Raw genomic sequence first — 19,019 nt, 5'->3', positions numbered from 1 at the left:
GCAGTCCTTGTACCTCGTAGCGTTCATTGTGAGCCTATGGCCTCTCGTATCCGAAGAGCGAAGCATGTTGCGTCGTAGCTGATACCCTGGTCTGGTGAGAGGGGTGTGCTAGCGGCGCACGAACATTAGAGTCCGCGCTGGCCACGTAGGTCGGCAGGTAGCGTCTCCCATGCGCGGATGAGTTCACCGAGGGAAGCCGCCTGCATCTTGCGCATGACATTGCTGCGATGGAGCTTGACTGTGATCTCCTTGATGCCGAGATCAAAGGCAATTTGCTTATTGAGGCGACCGAGCGCTACTTCACGCATAACTTGCCGCTCACGATACGTCAGCGTTGCAAACCGGTCAAAGTGCTCCTTGGCACGCTGGGCTTCTTCCATCTGCGCGATATCCCTTTCGATGGCAATGGTCACGGCGTCGAGCAGGGTCTGGTCGCGAAACGGTTTTGTGAGGAAGTCGATTGCTCCGGCCTTCATGGCCTGAACCGACATAGGAATGTCGCCATGTCCAGTAAGGAAAATAACCGGCTTCGGTCTTCCGTTTCGGACTAGATAATGCTGCAAATCGAGTCCGCTCACTCCCGGCATGCGCACATCCAGGATCAGACAGCCCGGATTATCCAAGACATGCGCGTCAAGCAATTCATGCGCCGAAGCAAAGCTGACTGATTGGAAGCCTGCGGATAGGATCAAGTCGGACAGCGCCTCTCGAACAGAGGCATCGTCATCGACGATAATAACGAGCGGCTGCCCTACATCTCTTATCCGTTTGGGCGACAGTACCGCCAATTCTCGTGGATTCGGCTGATCGACTCTCATGCTCATCCTCCGGTTCTCGATTCTGGCAATGCTTCGCCAATCGCCGCCAGCAGCGCGTGCGAATCGAAAGGTTTGCGGAAGAACCCGCTGATACCCTGGACTCGACTTTGGTCGGCAATCTCGTGGCGGCCTGTAATCAGGAATACCGGCAGATCTGGACGCGTCTTTCTCACCAAGTCACGTAGTTCGAAGCCGTCCATGCCAGGCATCCCAATGTCAGTGATGAGGACGTCGACGCCTGCCAGCCCGTTGACGAGCAATAATTGGGCCGAGGAGAAGCCACAGGCTGCGTAACCCGCCGACTCCAAAAGATCCTCCAACGATTCCAAGATCCGTGGATCATCGTCGACGACCGCGATTACGGGCCTTTGCCTGGTCACACTCCACTCCCTCCCGTCCAGCGCGAGTGAGTAATCGGGATGCCTAATCTCTCCGCAATGCGCACGAGATCGGCGAGGGATGCCGCTGCCATTTTCTGCATCACATTCCTTCTATGAATTTGCAGCGTGACTTCACTGATGCCCAGCTCAGCGGCCGCCTGCTTGTTGAGAAGGCCGCTTACTACCAGTGGAAATACGTCACGTTCGCGCGGCGTCAGATTTATGTAACGTTGTCGCAAGGCATTCAATTCGGCGCGCTCCGATCTGACGGTCCGATCCTGAGCAAGTGCGACCTGAATCGCGGCCATAAAATCCGCCTCACTGAAAGGCTTAGTCAGGAAGTCCACCGCACCTCGCTTAATTGCGCGGACCGAAGATGGAATGTCGCCATGACCTGTTATGAAGACGACCACTGGATGGTCGCCTTCGGCAATCTGCCTCTGCAGCTCAAGCCCATTGATATCCGGTAGCTCAACGTCGAGGACGAGGCAGGCAGGAACATCCGGCTTGTCCGCTTTAACATACTCACCGGCTGATCCGAAGGCGATAGAACGCATGCCATGCGAGGCGAGCAACTCACTGAGTGCGTCACGAACGCGTTCATCGTCATCGACGATGAAGACAATATGGTCATTCGTCGTCATAGCGCCGCTTTTACTCCCACGGGCGATGCAAAGTTGAACATTATGTCCTGCGGTTCGTTCGCCTCCGACCACAACTGCCCGCCATAAGGCGCGATATTCGACCAGCAGATTGTCAACTTCATCTCAACCTGGCTGCTGAACTCACATCCCATGTTAGTCTTGTCGTTCTCCCGGTGCACCCTATGGAAATCCATGCATTGCCTCAACCTGTTGCGGTTTCGCTAGTATCAGCCCGGCACGCGCCTGTCGCTTATGAGGACAATGCGGTAGGCGTCAGGACCCTGGCTGCGCGTTGATCGGCAATGTGAAGATGAACCTCGCGCCGCGCGGCTCGTTCGTCTCCGCCCACAATCGTCCGCCATGAGACTCGATGATCGATCGGCAGATCGCCAATCCCATACCCATGCCGTGCTCCTTCGTCGAGAAAAACGGCTCAAAGATCTTTTCAGGAAACTCGATGCCGCCGCCGCAATCACTAATTTCGGCCTGGATCATGTCCCCTGCTCGGTGAACGCGAATTTCCAGAGCTTTATCACCCTTCATTGCATCCATTGCATCCATGCCGTTACGGATAAGATTGACAAGAACCTGCTGGAGCTGGACGCGATCCAAAGCGACAAGAGGAAGGCTGCTATCGACAGCAACGCCGATCCGAACACGCCGCCGCGCCGCCTCCTCAGCCATGAGGTTGTGCGCTTCGGCGATGAGGCTGGAAAGCGTCGTGCTCGTTCTTGTTCCCATGGATTGTTTGAACAGAGCGCGGATACGGCTCACGACATCAGCGGCGGAGTTTGCATCACGAATGATACGCTCCACCGTCTTCTGGGCGCGCTCAAGATTTGGGGGGCTCGCCATGAGCCAGCGCTGGCATGCATTGGAGTTCGCAACGATCGCTGCCAACGGCTGGTTCACCTCGTGCGCGATAGAAGCTGAGAGCTCGGCAAGGCTTGCCTCTTGACTCGCTCGTGCTAGCCTTTCTCGTGCCGAGCGGAGCTCTTCCTGCGCTCGAACCTCGCCGTCGATGTCCAGGCAGGTGACGTTCCATTGCACAATCGCCCCTTCGGCATTGCGCATCGGCGCGGCACGTGTATCAACCCAGCGGTACTCGCCATCGAAGCGCCGCAGACGGTGCTTGCGCGCATACGGCTCGCCGGTGGACAACGAATGGGAATAGTCCTCTTTAACGTCCGCGAGGTCGTCGGGGTGAACACCAGCATCGAGCGTGCCGGCTAGACGGCCCTTTCCAATTTCGTCCAGGGCGGCAAGCTCATATCCGAGGAATTCGCGAAGCTGTCTGCTACGATATATTGGCTCGCCATCCGGTGCGACGCAGTCGATCATGATCGGAAGCGTCTCAACGAGCTGCCAGAGAGCGCGCTCTCTCTCGCGGAGCGCTTCCTGAGAGGTCACGAAATCATGGATGTCGATGTTCGCACCATACCATCGAATGATGCCCCCGCTTTCGTCGCGGAGTGGATCCGCGCGCCCCTCTGTCCAACGGTATGAGCCATCCCATCGACGGTTTCGGAATTTTAACTCGAACGATGCACCGGTGCTGAATGAATGCGTGAGGGCTTGCTGCAATGCGGCTCTGTCGTCCGGATGGACGATGGCTTCTATTGCGCTGGGTAGCCCGCCTTTGGCGTCAAAGTCCTCCAGCTTAAGGCCGATATAATCCGCCATGGCTTTGTTGATATATGCCGGCCCGCCTTCGGGCGTGACACACCAGATTTGCACTGGCACAGTGTCGATAAGCTGCTGAAGCTGCCGTTCGCTTCGCCGCAGCGCTGCCTCAACGCGAAGCTGATCGTCGATGTCATGAGAGAGGCCGTACCACTGGACGATGCGTCCGCTGTCATCTCGCAGCGGCTCCGCGCTCCCGTTCACCCAGCGGTAGACGCCATCCGCGCGCCTCAGGCGATACGTCGTAGAAAAGCGCTCGCCAGTAAGGAAAGAACGGGTGAACGCTTCACCAACCCTAGCCGCATCGTCGGGATGAACGGTGGCTTCTACGAAGGCCGCCAATCCGCTCGCGTCCGGTTTATCCGTACCCACACTATCCAGGCCGAGAAAGTCGACGAGACGCTTGTTAAAAAAGCTTGGCTCGCCTTCAGGACTCAGCCGCCAGAGGTAGCTCGGAACCATATTGACAAGCTGCGATAACTCTCGCTCCCGCTCGCGCAGCGCCTCCTGTGCGCGCATCTCGTCGTCGATGTCGATCGAAATCGCGTACCATTGCACAATCGACCCGCTTTGATCCCGCAGCGGCTCCGCCCGGCCATCAACCCATCGATACATGCCGTCAGCACGACGCATCCGATATTTCATGGAGTATGGCTCGCCGGTGGCGACGGAATTCCGGACAGTCGCCAGTAGGCTTGCTGCATCATCAGGATGTACGAGCGTCTCTATGGCGGTCGCGAGCCGGCTTATATTCGGCTCGCCCAAGTTGGTTAAGTCCAAACCAAAGAAGTCGACCAACCGCTTATTAAAGAACGTTGGCTCACCTTCAGGCGTCAAACGTCTGATATGGACCGGGACCAAATCCACGAGTTGCGAGAGTTCGCGCTCCCGGTCGTGCAATGCCTCTTGCGCGGTGACCCGGTCGTCGACGTCGACGCAGACGCCATACCACTGCACAATGGAGCCAGCCTCGTCCCGCAGGGGCTCCGCGCGCCCCTCGGTCCACCGATAGGATCCGTCGGACCGACGCTGTCGATACGTCATTCCAAAGGGGTCCCCCGTCGCAAATGACCGGGAGAGCGCCTGCTCCACACGGGTTCTGTCGTCAGGGTGGACATCGGCCAAGGACCGGGCGGCATCCGGCGCGGTCAAATCTGCGAAAGTGACGCCGACCGTGTCCATGAGTCGCTTATTGATGTAGGACAGTGTTCCTTCAGGCGTCGTGCGCCAGATCAGTGCGGGCACGGCGTCAATCATCTGTTGGAGTTGCTGCTCGCTCCTTCGCACAGCTTCCTCGGCACGCACCTGATCGTCAATGTCATGGCAGAGCCCGTACCACTGGACAATATGCCCCTCATCATTGCGCAGGGGCTCCGCGCGGCTCGACATCCAGTGAAAGACGCCATCGGCGCGGCGCAACCGGTACCGCAGGACGAAGCTCTCTCCGGTCGCCAAGGAGCGCTTGAGGGTGTCTCGAAACCTCGCCGTATCGGCCGGATGGACGGTTGCTATGAGGGCATCCATTCGGCTCATCTCCGGCCTGTCCGTATCGGCGACGTCGAGACCGAGATAATCTACCATACGCTTGTTGAAGAAGGTGGGCTCACCTTCGGGCGTCAGGCGCCAGACGTGGCTCGGAACCATCGAGACGAGTTGAGAGAGTTCCTTCTCCCGATCGTGCAACGCCACCTCGGCCCGCTTCTGGTCGTCAATGTCCAGCGTTGTTCCGAACCATTGGGCAATTCGCCCCTGGCCGTCGCGCGAAGGGCGTCCCGAATTTCGAAACCAGCGATAGACGCCATCAGACCGCCTCAGGCGATGCTCCGTGTCGTAGTATTCGCCGGTTTTGAGACAATGCCGCCATCGGGCGGCAACACGATCATAGTCGTCCGGATGCACGACCCGGCGCCAGCCGAACTCGTCCTCGTCTTCGGCTATATTGAGTTCTTCAGGCACTTGGCCGAGAAACGCAAGGGTGCTTGGGCTAACATACGTGAATCGTCCCGAGGGGTCTGCCGACCACGCGAAGCCAGGCATGCTTTCAAGAATCTGGAGCGCACGCGCGCCATCGGAGACAGGTTCGCTCGGTACGTAAGGCGCTGCCGTCATTGGCTTCTCCCACAAACAAGCAAAGCCTGGCAACTGTCAGCGCCTGTTTAGCATCGGTTCTCATGAATAGGGCTGACAATCCCCGGTCCGATCTTAGTCACATCGGGGATTGATCGCACCTTATGGAAATCCATGAGGCAGGAAAGCTCGAGTGTAACAAATTCTTTTATTTTACAACATATCATTGACTTGGTGTGGAGAATGGTCTTTTCACAGAGCGGCTCGGCTCAGTCTACGCGGGCATAATCTGTGGCACGGGCGTAACTTTTACCCAGCGGTTTGCGACACCTTGGGTTTGATCATCTCCTCTACCGACCCATCCAGCGGCAACGAAGTACAGTCTTTGATCGACCGCCCCGCGAACACAGACTCGCTGATGGATAAGGGCAGCGCCAACGGCCGCTCAAGCAGGCCGGCCACCGGCAGGGCAACAAAGTATCCAAAATAGAGCGCCGTGAGGATCCGCGCGGCGATTACGTACCCGCCTTCCGCCGGCATGCTGCCGAGATAGCCAAGGCCGATGAAGGCAGCAGCAAAGATCCAGAGCAACGACCGCCCGATCGGACGATAGCGCATCGAACGCACCTTGGACGTGTCGAGCCAAGGCAGGAATGCCACGAGGAGGATCGCTGCGCCCAAGGCGATGACACCGCCGAGCTTGTTGGGAATGGCACGCAGGATCGCATAGAACGGCAAGAAGTACCATTCCGGAACAATGTGCGCGGGCGTCACGGCCGGGTTCGCCGGAATGTAGTTGTCCGCATGGCCGAGGTAGTTCGGCATGAGGAATGTCCAGTAACTAAAAAAGACCATGAAGGAGACAATGGCGAAGATGTCCTTGACCGTGGCATATGGCGTGAAGGGCACCGTATCCGTCTTGAAATCGGTAATCTCGACCCCAGTCGGGTTGTTCTGCCCGACATGGTGAAGCGCCCAGATGTGCAATGTGACGGTGCCGACCAGCATGAACGGCAAAAGGTAATGAAGCGAAAAGAATCGGTTCAGGGTTGGGTTGCCTACCGAATAGCCACCCCAGAGGTAGCTCACGATGGAATCGCCGACGATCGGGATTGCCGAGAAAAGATTTGTGATGACGGTGGCACCCCAGAAGGACATCTGTCCCCAGGGCAGGACATAGCCTAGGAAAGCGGCGGCCATCATGATCAGGAGGTTCGTGATGCCCAGAACCCAGATGATCTCTCGGGGCGCTTTATAGGATCCGTAGTACAAGCCACGAAAAATATGGATGTACACCGCCATGAAGAACATCGACGCGCCGTTGGCGTGCAGGTACCGGATGAGCCAGCCGTAGTTCACGTCGCGCATGATGCGCTCGACCGACTCGAACGCTAAGGCAGTATTCGGGACATAGTGCATCGCGAGGAAGATGCCGGTCGCGATCTGCGAGGCCAGCATCAATGTGAGAATTCCTCCGAACGTCCAAAAGTAGTTCAGATTTCGCGGGACAGGATATGACACGGCCGTGTCATGGGCGAAACGAATGACGGGCAGCCTCGCATCGGTCCAACGCTCGAACCGGCTCCTTGGCGTATAAGTGCCAAAATCTTTCATTTCATCGTCCAATCGTGCTGTGAAGGCGACTGATGGCCATGCCTGCCATTGGGGGCCGTCAATGCTCTGGGCGACCGGTTCGCTCGGCCTACACCTGTTCTGGACATTCAGAAGGCAGGGACCAGCGCCTGAGCAATGTACAGCCTGATCCAGTCCTCGAACCGCGTCGGCGCGAATCGTGGATGATCACCCGGGACCAAGGTATCCTCCCTCAGGACGGCTCCGAAGTACAAAGCCTTCTCATCCGCGATTACCGTCCGAGGATCCTCGTTCGCGGTGAGGATTTGCTCTGCGAGTTCGTTGAGGCGGAACCGATCTGGCCCGACGATTTCGAGTTCGCGGTTCTGCGGGTGGCTTAACGTGATATCCAGCAATGCCGCCACCACATCGTCGGCCGCGATGGGTTGGATTGGGGCCGGAGAAAGACGAAGAACATCTCCATCAGCCGCGTTTTCGACAATCCCGGTGATGTACTCGAAGAACGGCGTCGCTCTCAGAATTGTATAGGGTAGATGCGACACGCGGATCAGGTTCTCCTGCGCCATCTTGGCCCTGAAGTAACCGCTCTCAGGCAAGCGATCCGTCCCGACGACGGACAGTGCGATGTAATGCTTCACACCTGCAGCTTCTGCAGCGGCCAGGATATGTCGGCTAGACGCATCGAAGAATCGAAGTGCGGCATCATCCTGTAACGTGGGCGAGTTCGAGACATCTACCACGACCTGAGCATCGTTCAGCACGACAGACAGCCCTTCGCCGGTGATTGTGTTGACCCCCGCCGATGGCGAGGCAACAAGCACGTCCAGGCTGTGCTTGCGCAGCATCGTCACGAGGCGCGATCCGATGAACCCAGTTCCACCTACCACAACAATCCTCATTGGATTCACTCCTGAGCTGAATTGTGCAAGGCTCGCCATCTGACGATCGCGCCCCTCTCCGGCCAACGCACCCGCAGGCATGATCGGCAAAGCGGCCAGACTGCGGGTCGCAGCAGGAAGCCTCTCCTGACTCAGCGGCAGGCCATCTCAGCCGCGCATTGCTGATGTTCTACGCGCCAGCAGCCTCACTGGCGATACGACCCGAGGTTTAGTTTCGCCCATACTAAGGTTTAGGCCGCAACGCCCATGCGCCTGACGGAGAGGCGGATGAGGAATCGGGCCCTCTCTGCGCGCTAGAACCGCGTGCGCCGTGCAGAGCAGCATAGCTTTCTTGAAGCTCCCGTATAGCGCAGCTCGAGGGCCGGACCAAAAGGCCGCACTATACTCTAGACGTCAGTATAGCTGATGCGGCCGGGCATTACGGTCATAATGCACTATCTGGGTAAGCAGTGGCAGTAAGCTGATCCTTTGGCCCTAGCAGGTGCCGGATGCAGCAATCAAGCCTCAACTCCGAGTGATGCAATGTCAATTACCACGGTCCTTGCCGATCCAGCCGTGCAGTTGTTCTCGCTTGGTATCACCGGTATCGTCGTATGGCATCTGATTCCGCGGGCGCTCGCGAATGAAAGAATGCTTGCTCAGCTTGCCATCTTTAGCGTTATGACGTTTGTTCTCGTCCACGCGCATCTCGCGCCACTGACCTATGCTGATGGTGGCACGCAGGACGCGAATGCAATACTGTTAACGTCCGCTAAAATACTATGGTGGGTGCATCTCGCATGGGCCATCATCGGAATCGTTCGCCTCTATCTTGTTCTCAATGGAAGGCCGCGCGAGGCACGCCTCATCCAAGACTTGATCGTCGGCGTCGTCTATCTTGGCATGGGCCTTTCTGTACTTGCCTTCGTTTTCGGGGCCCCGATCGGAACACTAGTGGCGACGTCTGGCGTTGTCGCGATCATTCTCGGCCTTGCTCTCCAGAATACGCTGAGCGATGTCTTCTCTGGGATCGCTCTAACCCTTGGTCGCCCCTACGCCTTGGGGGACTGGATACACCTCAGCGACGGTACGGAAGGGCGGGTTATCGAAAGCACATGGCGGTCGACCCAGGTTCTGACTGCCGAGAGCAACATCGTCGTTCTGCCGAACAGCGTCCTGGCGAAGCTCTGTCTCACAAACGTGAGCCGTCCAACTGAGATGCACAGAATGAGCGTAATCGTCAGGATTGCGCCGACCCGCATGCCGTCTGTCGCGTGCGATGTAATGAGGGTCGTTCTCGCGAGTTCCAGTGAGGCCCTTAAGGAGCCGGCCCCTCTCGTGTCTCTAAGGACATTGGACGCTGCCGCACTTGAGATTGAACTGCAGTTTTGGGTAGCAGGCATTTCCAAACGCATCGCTGCAAAGAACGAAATATTCGATCTCGTCTACCGCCATTGTAAGTCGCGCGGCCTGCTTCTTGCCACACCATCCGATGCTCTCGTGGCTGTACGTGAGCTCCCAACCGAAGAAAGTGCTGTGCTACCGCCTGTAACACCTCTCCAGCTCATAAAGGCCCTCCCGATTTTCCAATCCCTGGGTCTCGATGAAAAGAAAGCTCTGGCGGAGGCTGCAGTCGTTCGTGAGTTCAGTTCGGGCGAGGTGATCGCTTGTCTGAATAAGCCAGCCACCAACCTGACGATCGTGCGCTCCGGCGTCGTTTCAATCCGCAGAGATCACAAGGAACTCCGCCGTTTGGCGCCGGGCGACTATTATGGGGGAAGCGGTTTGTTCACGGATACCGAAGAGGATTGCACCTTGGAGGCACTAGAGGACGTCATCGTTTATGAAATCAAACAGCAAGCATTGGCTACTTTACTTGCAGAACGTCCCGCTCTGGCGCGGATCCTGACAAGCGCTCTGTCCCGGCAATGGCAGCGATCTTCCCCGAATTCAGATCAGACGACATCGGGCACCCACGGCAGTCGGGCTCTACTCAGCGCGATCCAATCGATCTTTCGTAGCTAGACCATCGGACCTGAGCTCGAGCCCGCGCCGGCAAGTCACAGTTTGGCTTCTTGCATCATCACACGCAAAATAGGTTCCTACTTTTTGCGTTCATTGCTTTAGGAATTCTTCGCTGGGATGCTGGCGTCCGCAGATTTGATGGGTGCTAATCCGGCAGACCCGATCTCCGCAACCCCTCTGCCAAAATGTTGAGGTCCGCCGGCCGCCGGAACTGCACCCAGTCACCGATATTCGAGATACGCAGGGAAGGATTCAGTTGGCGCAAATCGCGAAGGGTGCGCTGTGCCTCACGCCTTCGACCGGCAAGTGCATCACTGGCGGCAAGAACTCCAACTGCGAGGGCGAAGGACGGCAATTCTTTCAGCGCTTTGCTGGCCCATGATGACGCATGATCATAGTTCCCGGCCAACATATGGGCCAGTGCCGTTCCGGCCTGCATACGAGGCATCTCGGGGTCCAATGGGCTCAGTCGCATTCCTTTCGCAAAGCGCTTGATGGCATCGTCTGGCTCTCCGCGGGTGATTCTCTGAAACCCGCTGAGATACCACGCAGCCAGGAGGTTGGGATTGAGCACCAGTGCGCGGTCGAGCAAAGCTATGCAACCGTCGAGGTCGCCTCCAAAGTGGCCAAGTGCGTGACCGCCGCGCGTTAAGGCGACTGGGTCATGCCACCCAAGCTCAATGGCTCGGTGGGCCAAACTGGCGCCCTCGGCCGCCTCCCGCGCGGGATCAGCCAACCAGCCGTTGAGCTTGCGCCATACATGGCACCACGCTGCCATGCCATAACCGGCCGCATAATCCGGGTCGAGCTCGATCACTCTGAAAAACAGAGGCAGGGCCTGGCTGATGGCCTCCTTAGTTCCTTGGTGGAACCTCGCCAAGCCGCGCAGATAGTAATCATAAGCGTTGAGGCACTCAGCCGGCTTGCGGCAGGCACGCTCCATCTCAGCTCGCTCCAGTTGAGGAACGATTGTACCGACAACACTGGCTACGACCTCGTCCTGCACTTGGAAGATGTCGTTGAGCGAGGATTCAAAGCGTTCAGCCCACACGGTAAGCCCGGTGGCCGCCTCGATCAATTGACCTGTGATGCGCACACGATCCTCGGCCTTGCGTACGCTGCCCACCAACAGATACCGGACCCCTAGGTCACGGCCGACCTGAGTTGCGTCGACCGCACGGCCCTTGTATGTGAAGCTCGAGTTGCGCGCGATGACGAATAGCCAACCTAGCCGCGACAAAGCTGCGATGATATCCTCTACGACGCCGTCGGCGAAGTACTCCTGCGCGGGATCCGCGCTCAGGTTCAGGAAAGGCATGACGGCAATAGACGGTCGGTCGTCGACCTTCGGTGCGGGTGATGGCGACGTTTTCGGCGCCGTACGATCCTGGCCGGTTATGCCAGTTTGGTTCGGATGGTCTGTCACCCGGACGTCGGCAACGAACCGGAATCCCTTTCGGGCGACGGTACGCACCAGGCGCTGCTCCGACCCGCTGTCGCCAATGGCGTTCCGCACGGCGTTGACATGGCTCGTCATCGTCGACTCTGAGACGATCCGCCCGCCCCAGATCGCGTGCAGCAGTTCTTGCTTGCTGACGACGCGTTCGCTGTGTTGAACCAGATAGAGCAGCAGGTCGAATGCCCTGGGTCCCAGCGCGATCGTATCGGATCCTCTGGTGAGCTCGCGCCGATCCGGATCGAGGCTGCAGCTGCCGAAAGTGAATTGCATTCGGTTGCTCCTGATGAGACTGATCCGATTGCCCGTGTCATCGCCGTTGCAATCTGACAAGCCCTGTCACTGTGGCCTCTGAGGAAAGCGAGAGTTTCGGTGATGGTGGGCCTGTTCTGCTATATTGGCTTCAGAAGGAGCAGTCATGCTTATGATTCAACGGCGACCATGCGAAGACTCGTCAACTCGGGTTTGCCGCGGGGGAACAGCTCATTCAATGTTCTTGCTATGCTGGTGTCATTCTCGCTGTCAACGGGGAGTGCGCCTCAAGTCGGCGGACCGTGACATCGCTCCTGCTACGGAAAAGCTGTGATCGACCAGAAGCAGTTGCCGTCTCGCGTCCGCTCGGAGGAGCTTGCATACCTGCTGAGGGTCTACAGCAGAGCGTATGCCAAACTACGATAGGAAGGCAGGACGGACGTAGGTTTCGTCATTATGAAGATGGGGCTTTGGTTCGGACGGGAATCCTGCCGATGTTCCTTGGAGGATCGGCCAAGGACGGTTGTCCGTCACGAAGCCTCCTTTGTATGGATTCACCGACAGCCCCACACGCACATCGGCGCCCTGGCTTGTACCAAGGATTCGAAGAAACACTCTTGGCATAAAGATGTAAGTACAGACCATGGGAGTTGTTTTGATAGCCCCGATGATTGTGATATCACAATCATCGGCTAAGATCTCCCGTGGGACTGAGATCATCCATCGGCACGCCCCCTCACCAGGCTTGGCCCCTGCCACATATATGTTGAACTGTCTGCCTCCAGCTACGCCTCGAAGAGAGATGAGGCTGGATTCTTCCGACGCCAAGGTGGCGGTACCCCCCTCCGCTTCGATAAAGCCAGCCAGGATGAGTGAAGCTGCACGAGCCTGCATTATATGCCTCCGACCTTTTGGGCGCGTCAGCGCTTAAGGTTGACAAGGACGTCTAGGAGTTCCGATCCGGTCTGGAAGACCTTCGAGTTCGCCGTGTAGGCGCTCTGGGACTGAATCATCTCCGCGAGCTCAGTGCCGAGATCAACGTTCGATGCTTCGAGAGCTCCCGAGTTCACGCTTCCATAGCCGGCGCTTCCCGCCGTGCCGTATTTAACGCCCCCTGATTGCTGCGTTTCCCGGTAGACGTTGCCTGGCTCGGTGCTCAGCTGGTCAGGGCTCTGAAAGCTGGCGAGCTGGATCTTGTACGACGGATTGCGCGTTCCATCCGCGTAAACCTCATACAGGATCCCATCCGTTGATACTTCGAAGCCTTCTAGTGAGCTCGCAGCGTTTCCATCCGCTTCGGCCTTGTTGACCGTGTAGGGAGCATCGACCTGCTGCATGCTCGCCAGATCGAGGGTGAAAGGAAAGGTCGCTCCAGTTTCGGTCGCATGGGGGATTCCAAATGACAGCGATCCCCCGGAACCTTTTCCAGTCATTGGGTCGAAGGCGAGCGTGCTCGTTCCGAGAAGGCTGACCGGGCGGGATGTGCTGCCGCGATCGTAGACGGCCACTTGCCACTCGTTGGTGCCCGTCTTTGCAAGATAAACATCGAGGGTGACCTTCGTTCCCAAGGGATCATAGGTCACGATGCTTGTTTTGATATCGTAGGTCCCTTCTGCAGGGAGAGTGCCAGCTGGGGGTGTCCAGGGCGAGCGGACGCTTGTGCTGGCCGGCAGGTTAGCCTTGAAAATACCGCTTCTGGAGACATTCGGTTTCAGCTCACCCGATGGCAGTTCGATCGGCACGAGAGCTGCCGACCCGCTGGAGGATCCATCCGCATTGAGTTTCTGCCCCAGCAACTCAAATCCGGCCGGGTTGATCAGACGTGTAACGGCCTGCTTCGTGCCGGCCTCTGTCTCAACCAGTCGAACAATCGGCACAAAGGAGCCTGCGCGTGTGTAGGCGATGCCCCCTCCTGCATCCGCCACAGGGAAATACCCATTCCCGTCGATCATGAGATCGAACGCGGACGTCGTGTACTGCTTGGCCCCTTGTTGGCTGATGCTGTACCTGACGTTAGTCGTGACGGAACCGGAATCATAGGCGCCATGGCCGCTCGCGGCCACAAATGTTGCGAATTCGGTTGAGGCGCGCTTGTAGCCCGTGGTGTTTTGGTTGGCGATATTGTCAGAGATCGTCGACAGCTTGGAAGACTGAGCATTCATGCCTGAAAGGCTCGTCCTCATTGCACCGTATATTCCCATGCTCGCCCCCGTCTTCAATGATGCGCTTCAGCCGTCTCGTCGGTCGACGGGCCCGGCAGCTTATGTTCCGGACGCAGGATGGCGATGGACAGATAGAAAGTCCTTGCAGCTGTCTTGGAATTTTCATGCGTTTATCTTGGAAATTTGTCCAAGACGGCATCTGCCTGCTCCGAGGAGCCAATCTAGAATATCCGTTGGATTCTTTCGGCACTCGGTAGCAAGCGCCACCAGATTTCCCTGACCTGATCCGATAATGTCCGCAGCCAACGGCACGGGCCGTCATCAGGGTCAGCGCCAGCCGGCTATTTTGGTGTGGTAACCCTGCTCCACGATTTGGACGGATATCGGTCCGATCACCAGGCTCGGATCGATGCCGGTATCGGCGAGTTGCTCGTTCGTCAGCTCGGCGACGAACCGGCGGGTCCTGCGGGCAATCCACCACTGCCGGAACCACCGGACAACCCTCGCGAAGTAGCGCTCGGCATCGAACTGCACCTTTGGGGACGAAACCGTGGCAACAAGCGGGCTCTGGATCATGACGCTCTCCTTCTCATCTGGGCCGTCGGGACGACCGCAAGGAGGAGCTGAACCTAGGCCCGTGAAGCAGCCGTTTAGGGCTCCGTTGCAGAAACGGCGCCATCAGCGGTTGTTAGCGTGAATTCCCCGTGAATTCGTCATCGGGCCTGTGCTAACCTTGGGCGGAGCGCCGAGCGTGAGAGTTCATCATGATCCGCTTGTTCGGCGGGCTCTCCTTCGAGCCCGCAACTCCGCAACAGGGCGAGTCTGCGCCTCGCAGGGTGGCGATGCTCTTCGCTGCCTTGGCGCTGGCAGGGCCACGAGGCATGCGGCGCGAGCAGCTCTGCGCCCTGTTCTGGCAGGACCGGCCTGAGCCGCAAGCGCGCGGCAGCCTGCGCCAGTGCCTCACTGCGGCGCGGCGGGCCTTGGCCGGACTGGGCGGCGAAATCAAGCTGGACAGCGATGCCACGCTTTGCAGGCTTGCAGGCCCGGCTGACGCGATTGATCTCTGGCAGTTCGACCATCTCACCAGGCGCAGCGATCCAGAAGACCTGACGGTCGCGGCCGATCTCTACGCCGGAGACGTGCTTGCTGGGACAAGCGGGCCCGAGCCGTTCGAGCAATGGGCGCAGCCGATCCAGAGAGCATATCGGCGGACGGCGCTCCACCTCGCCGAGAAGCTGAGCGGGTTGGCCGTTCCTGGCAACTCTGCGGCGGCCATCGCCTGCGAGCACTTGGCGAACCGACTGCTGGCGCAGGACAGCACAGCCGAGGAGGCCCACAGGGCACTGATCCGGCTCCACATGCGCGCAGGTCACCCCAACCGCGCTCGCCGGCAGTTCAAGCTCTGCCGTGAAGCGCTGCATCGTGAACTCGGCACCTCGCCAGAGGAGGAAACCGTCGCGCTCCTGGCTGGCGACCACGTTCATGTCCCGGATCCGGCGACGCTTCCGCCCGCCCAGGAGGCACCTACGAGGCGAACGTCCATTGCGGTTCTGCCGTTCCGCAATCTCAGTGCAGACCAAGCCGAAGAGTATTTCGTCGATGGGGTCGTCGACGAGGTTATTGCCGCCTTGTCGCGCGTGCGCGGCCTGATGGTCGTCGGCCGGAATTCCAGCTTCGCTTTCCGTGGCGTCGAACGCGGGCCTAAGCAGATCGCGGCGGATCTGGGGGTTCGCTATATCCTCATGGGGAGCGTCAGGAAGTCCGGATCGCGCGTACGGGCCACGGCTGAACTGATCGACGGATCGGATGGCGGGAATGTCTGGGCCGATCGGTTCGACGGTGACGTTGCGGATGTGTTCGACCTCCAGGATAGTCTCACCGAAGCCATCGTCGGAGCGATCCTCCCGAGCATCCGCTCATCGGAAATCGATCGTGCGCGGCGCAAGCGCCCTGACAGCATGGATGCCTATGATTGCGTCATGCGGGCGATGCCGGCGGTGTGGTCCAATGCGCAGGACACTGCCCAGGAAGCCCTTGACCTGCTGGAACGAGCGATCGCGATGGACCCGGGCTATGCCCTCGCCAAGTCCCTTGCGGCCTGGATCCGTATCCAGCACGTCATCTATCTCCGGTCCGCCGACCCGCAGAAAGATCGAGAGAGGGCATTTGATCTGGCCGAAGAGGCGGCCAGCCTGGACAGGGATGATCCGCTCGTGCTGACGACGCTGAGCGCCGCCCACACCCTGACGGGAAATCTCGATCGTGCAGCCGCCTTCATCGAGGAGGCGCTGCGGCGGGACCCGAACTCAGCCTGGGCCTGGCAGCGAAGTGGCTGGATCCTCACCTATAAGGGCCTCTCGGACCCGGCGATTGATCACTTTGAGCGAGGGCTGCGGATCAGCCCGTTCGATCCGATTAACTTCAACTCTTATGTGGGGATCGGCACGGCGCACTTTGCCGCCGGGCGCTATGACCGCGCGGCGGCTTTCATCCAAAAGGGCGTTGACGTGCAGCCGGACGCATTGTGGGCCCACCGGATCCTGGCGCCGTCCCTGGCCCAAGCCGGACGGCTGGATGAGGCCCGCCAATCGGCCAAGCTCCTTTTGAGTCGTTATCCTCAGTTCACGATCGCGGCGCATATGCGCAATCCGCTGTTCCAAACACCCTTCCTGCCGAGGATCGTCGAAGGCCTGCAATTGGCTGGGCTGCCTATGGGAGAGCTGTAATCTGATCTCCAGGCGTGGTAGATGATCGCCGACACCGTGTCTTTGCCCTTCCTGGTGGCGTTGGCTGCCGAACGACGGATTCTTCCGAGCCGTGCATAACTCAACCTGTGCCGGATCTGAGGTCACAGGAAGGCTATTCTATCGCACGTCGTCCGGGTCGAATGCGCTCAATCACGTGTCGTGCTGCGGCCGGGCCGGTCTCCTCCCGCTCCGATACCAGTACCGTCGGCGTGGCGAACCGGATGCCGTTTTCGTCGAAAGCTTGCTTGATCCGGGCCAGAGCCCTGCGCCTGATCACGAACTGTTCACCCGGCCTAGTCGTCATTTTGCAGCGGATCTCGATGGCATAGTCCCCGAACTGCTCAACTCCTTGCATCTTCAGCGGCTCGATGACGTGTTGAGAGAATTCGGAATCCTCCGCGAGCTCCTGACCAATCGTTTTGATGAGCTTGCGCGCCCTCTCCAGGTTTGTGTCATAGGTAACATTGATCTGAAACTTGTCGATGACCCAGTCACGACTCATGTTCTGTACTGCTCCAAGCTGACCAAACGGAACTGTGTAGACCGGCCCGCGATGATGCCGTAGCTTCACCGAGCGCAGGGAAAAGGACTCGACTGTCCCTTTGTAGGGGCCGCTCTGGATGTACTCGCCAATCCGAAATGCATCATCCAGCAGATAGAAGATCCCGCCGATAACGTCCTTGACCAGCGTCTGAGCACCAAAGCCGACCGCCACGCCGAACACACCGGCACCTGCAATCAGCGGCCCAATCTCAAACCCGAGCGCCGATAGGGCAGTGAGCCCTGCCAATGTAATGATGACCACAAATAGGATGTTGCGGAAGATTGGCAGCAGGGTGCGAAGCCGTGCCTGACGGATCGCATCCTCGGTGTTGGGTGATGCCACTACACTCACTTCGGCCAGTTTAGCATCCACCGCAGCCTTGCTCACATGCCAAAGGAAGTCGGCCAGCAACAGGACCATAATGCTCGTCAGAACTCCACGGGCCAGTCTCGTCATGATGGTGTCACGAGCGGTGATGGCAACGAGGTCGATGCCCCAGACATCCGCCAAGAACAATGCTGCCGTCAGCATGAGGGCCATCCGCAACCCCCGCTCGATGGCAACCTCCAGGACTCCCCGGCTCGGCACCTCCTTCTCGCCTATTGGACGCAGAAGGTGCGCGACCGCCATTTGCCCGACCGCGATGGCTTTGGGCAGCAGCATCGCGACCACGGTCAACCAGAATAGGTGCTCAAGGCCTGTGACCCACAGCAACCAGAGCAGAACGCCATAAGCCGTGAGGAAAATGCTGAGGCCGGCAGTGCCCCAACCAGGATGCGGAGGCGCCACTTTGGGGTGCGGTCGACGCCAGATTGCCTCCAGCGCAACCCCGAGCAGTCCCATGCCGAGGATATAGGCAGCCGCCTCCTGCAGATCCGGGCTGAAGCCGAACGCAACGAGGAGATCCAAAGTGGCGCGCCCAAACGCCCAGTAACCTATGAACAGCCCCAACCGACGTTGCCAGAAGTGCGCGTGCTCGGCTGGCAGCGGCACAACCTGGAACCGCGCTAAAGCATCAAGCGCGATAGTGCCGTTCGGCACCAGCACCACGCGGCCGAGAACGAGTGTCAGACGAAAGAGCACCGCCGCTGCTAGGTAGGCGATTACAACCTGCCGCAGGAGCGGCGGCCACTCGAACAAAAGGAATGCGCCGACACTGCCGAGTCCGAAGATCACCACAATTAATAGTCCGAAACCGAGGCGCATGGCGATCATGCGCAAGCGGTCCGCGACGGTGGACATAGGATGGTGTCGGATCCAGAGGCGACTGCGTTTTGTGACGCGCCAAAATAGGTACTCGGAGCCATAGCCCAGAGCAGCGAACCCGCCGATCAGCGCCACTACAGCAGAGAGCCCACGGTTTCGGAGTTCCTGCAACAGAAGACCGGACGCGCGGCGCAACTCACAGGGGAACTCTGGAATTTCCCCTACGACCTTTGCCAGATGCTCGCGGATCCCGGACAACCGCGATGCCATCTGGATGCTGTCAACTATATGTTGGGAGGATGAAGTCGCCCCTTGCGCGCTCCGGGCCTGCTCCAGCCAAGAGCGCACAGCCGGGTCGTCGAGCAGCTTAGCGAACTCTTGTACGGACGATAGCGTCCGGGCTTCCTGGGCAAGCGCAACGGCACCAAGCGGTGTGACAAGTAAGACCAGTGCGAGCAGGATGAGTATCGCCCATCGCCCCGGTTTCGTCGGCCCCAACACAGTCGCTCGCTCGACAACCATGGTCTCCTACCCTCAGTCCAGGGACCATCTAATCGCAAATTC

General features: G+C 58.8%; 12 protein-coding genes. 2 read left to right on the top strand and 10 right to left on the bottom strand.

What is annotated here, in order from left to right:
• Window positions 1-125: 125 nt before the first annotated feature.
• From C4E04_RS01370 to C4E04_RS01340, 6 genes are all read right to left on the bottom strand, one after another.
• Window positions 126-818, bottom strand: a complete 693-nt coding sequence (locus tag C4E04_RS01370) for a response regulator transcription factor (RefSeq protein ID WP_109594243.1) — start codon at window positions 816-818, stop codon at window positions 126-128.
• 2 nt (window positions 819-820) lie between these two features.
• Entirely contained in the window at window positions 821-1,198 is a 378-nt protein-coding gene (locus C4E04_RS01365) for a response regulator transcription factor (RefSeq protein ID WP_109594241.1), read from the bottom strand.
• Window positions 1,195-1,842, bottom strand: coding sequence for a response regulator transcription factor (locus C4E04_RS01360; protein ID WP_109594240.1), 648 nt, complete (start codon window positions 1,840-1,842; stop codon window positions 1,195-1,197). Before C4E04_RS01360 ends, C4E04_RS01365 begins: the two co-directional genes overlap by 4 nt.
• A gap of 273 nt (window positions 1,843-2,115) precedes the next feature.
• Window positions 2,116-5,634: a PAS domain-containing sensor histidine kinase gene (locus tag C4E04_RS01350; RefSeq protein WP_109594236.1), complete on the bottom strand. Its 3,519-nt coding sequence runs from the start codon at window positions 5,632-5,634 to the stop codon at window positions 2,116-2,118.
• A gap of 267 nt (window positions 5,635-5,901) precedes the next feature.
• On the bottom strand, window positions 5,902-7,206 hold the full coding sequence (locus tag C4E04_RS01345; protein ID WP_109594234.1) for a cytochrome b/b6: 1,305 nt from the start codon (window positions 7,204-7,206) through the stop codon (window positions 5,902-5,904).
• Window positions 7,207-7,313: 107 nt separating this feature from the next.
• Complete coding sequence (locus C4E04_RS01340) at window positions 7,314-8,084, bottom strand: SDR family oxidoreductase (RefSeq protein WP_109594232.1); 771 nt, start codon at window positions 8,082-8,084, stop codon at window positions 7,314-7,316.
• Window positions 8,085-8,606: 522 nt separating this feature from the next.
• Here C4E04_RS01340 and C4E04_RS01335 point away from each other — a divergent pair.
• Window positions 8,607-10,088, top strand: a complete 1,482-nt coding sequence (locus C4E04_RS01335) for a cyclic nucleotide-binding domain-containing protein (RefSeq protein ID WP_109594230.1) — start codon at window positions 8,607-8,609, stop codon at window positions 10,086-10,088.
• A gap of 145 nt (window positions 10,089-10,233) precedes the next feature.
• Here C4E04_RS01335 and C4E04_RS01330 read toward each other — a convergent pair whose 3' ends face one another.
• From C4E04_RS01330 to C4E04_RS01320, 3 genes are all read right to left on the bottom strand, one after another.
• On the bottom strand, window positions 10,234-11,817 hold the full coding sequence (locus C4E04_RS01330) for a winged helix-turn-helix domain-containing tetratricopeptide repeat protein (protein WP_109594228.1): 1,584 nt from the start codon (window positions 11,815-11,817) through the stop codon (window positions 10,234-10,236).
• 899 nt (window positions 11,818-12,716) lie between these two features.
• Window positions 12,717-13,958: a flagellar hook protein FlgE gene (locus tag C4E04_RS01325; protein ID WP_245416197.1), complete on the bottom strand. Its 1,242-nt coding sequence runs from the start codon at window positions 13,956-13,958 to the stop codon at window positions 12,717-12,719.
• A 327-nt stretch (window positions 13,959-14,285) separates the two neighbouring features.
• Complete coding sequence (locus C4E04_RS01320) at window positions 14,286-14,534, bottom strand: DUF1127 domain-containing protein (RefSeq protein ID WP_109594224.1); 249 nt, start codon at window positions 14,532-14,534, stop codon at window positions 14,286-14,288.
• 305 nt (window positions 14,535-14,839) lie between these two features.
• On the opposite strand from C4E04_RS01320, the gene C4E04_RS01315 reads away from it, so the two are divergent.
• The gene (locus C4E04_RS01315; RefSeq protein ID WP_162559235.1) at window positions 14,840-16,684 is read left to right on the top strand and encodes a tetratricopeptide repeat protein; all 1,845 of its coding nucleotides are present in this window, start codon (window positions 14,840-14,842) and stop codon (window positions 16,682-16,684) included.
• Window positions 16,685-16,817: 133 nt separating this feature from the next.
• On the opposite strand, the gene C4E04_RS01310 is transcribed toward C4E04_RS01315, so the two are convergent.
• Entirely contained in the window at window positions 16,818-18,977 is a 2,160-nt protein-coding gene (locus C4E04_RS01310) for a mechanosensitive ion channel family protein (RefSeq protein ID WP_109594219.1), read from the bottom strand.
• Between the last annotated feature and the right edge of the window lie 42 nt (window positions 18,978-19,019).

This window comes from Microvirga sp. 17 mud 1-3 (assembly GCF_003151255.1).
Classification (GTDB): domain Bacteria; phylum Pseudomonadota; class Alphaproteobacteria; order Rhizobiales; family Beijerinckiaceae; genus Microvirga.
Note: the sequence above shows the minus strand (reverse complement) of the source record. Positions and strands in the feature narration are given on the sequence as shown.

Excerpts from the sequence above, each read along its gene's own strand:
- C4E04_RS01370 (WP_109594243.1), bottom strand. The coding sequence starts at position 818 with ATGAGAGTCGATCAGCCGAATCCACGAGAATTGGCGGTACTGTCGCCC.
- C4E04_RS01360 (WP_109594240.1), bottom strand. The coding sequence starts at position 1,842 with ATGACGACGAATGACCATATTGTCTTCATCGTCGATGACGATGAACGC.
- C4E04_RS01350 (WP_109594236.1), bottom strand. The coding sequence starts at position 5,634 with ATGACGGCAGCGCCTTACGTACCGAGCGAACCTGTCTCCGATGGCGCG.
- C4E04_RS01345 (WP_109594234.1), bottom strand. The coding sequence starts at position 7,206 with ATGAAAGATTTTGGCACTTATACGCCAAGGAGCCGGTTCGAGCGTTGG.
- C4E04_RS01340 (WP_109594232.1), bottom strand. The coding sequence starts at position 8,084 with ATGAGGATTGTTGTGGTAGGTGGAACTGGGTTCATCGGATCGCGCCTC.
- C4E04_RS01335 (WP_109594230.1), top strand. The coding sequence starts at position 8,607 with ATGTCAATTACCACGGTCCTTGCCGATCCAGCCGTGCAGTTGTTCTCG.
- C4E04_RS01330 (WP_109594228.1), bottom strand. The coding sequence starts at position 11,817 with ATGCAATTCACTTTCGGCAGCTGCAGCCTCGATCCGGATCGGCGCGAG.
- C4E04_RS01325 (WP_245416197.1), bottom strand. The coding sequence starts at position 13,958 with ATGAATGCTCAGTCTTCCAAGCTGTCGACGATCTCTGACAATATCGCC.
- C4E04_RS01320 (WP_109594224.1), bottom strand. The coding sequence starts at position 14,534 with ATGATCCAGAGCCCGCTTGTTGCCACGGTTTCGTCCCCAAAGGTGCAG.
- C4E04_RS01315 (WP_162559235.1), top strand. The coding sequence starts at position 14,840 with ATGCGGCGCGAGCAGCTCTGCGCCCTGTTCTGGCAGGACCGGCCTGAG.
- C4E04_RS01310 (WP_109594219.1), bottom strand. The coding sequence starts at position 18,977 with ATGGTTGTCGAGCGAGCGACTGTGTTGGGGCCGACGAAACCGGGGCGA.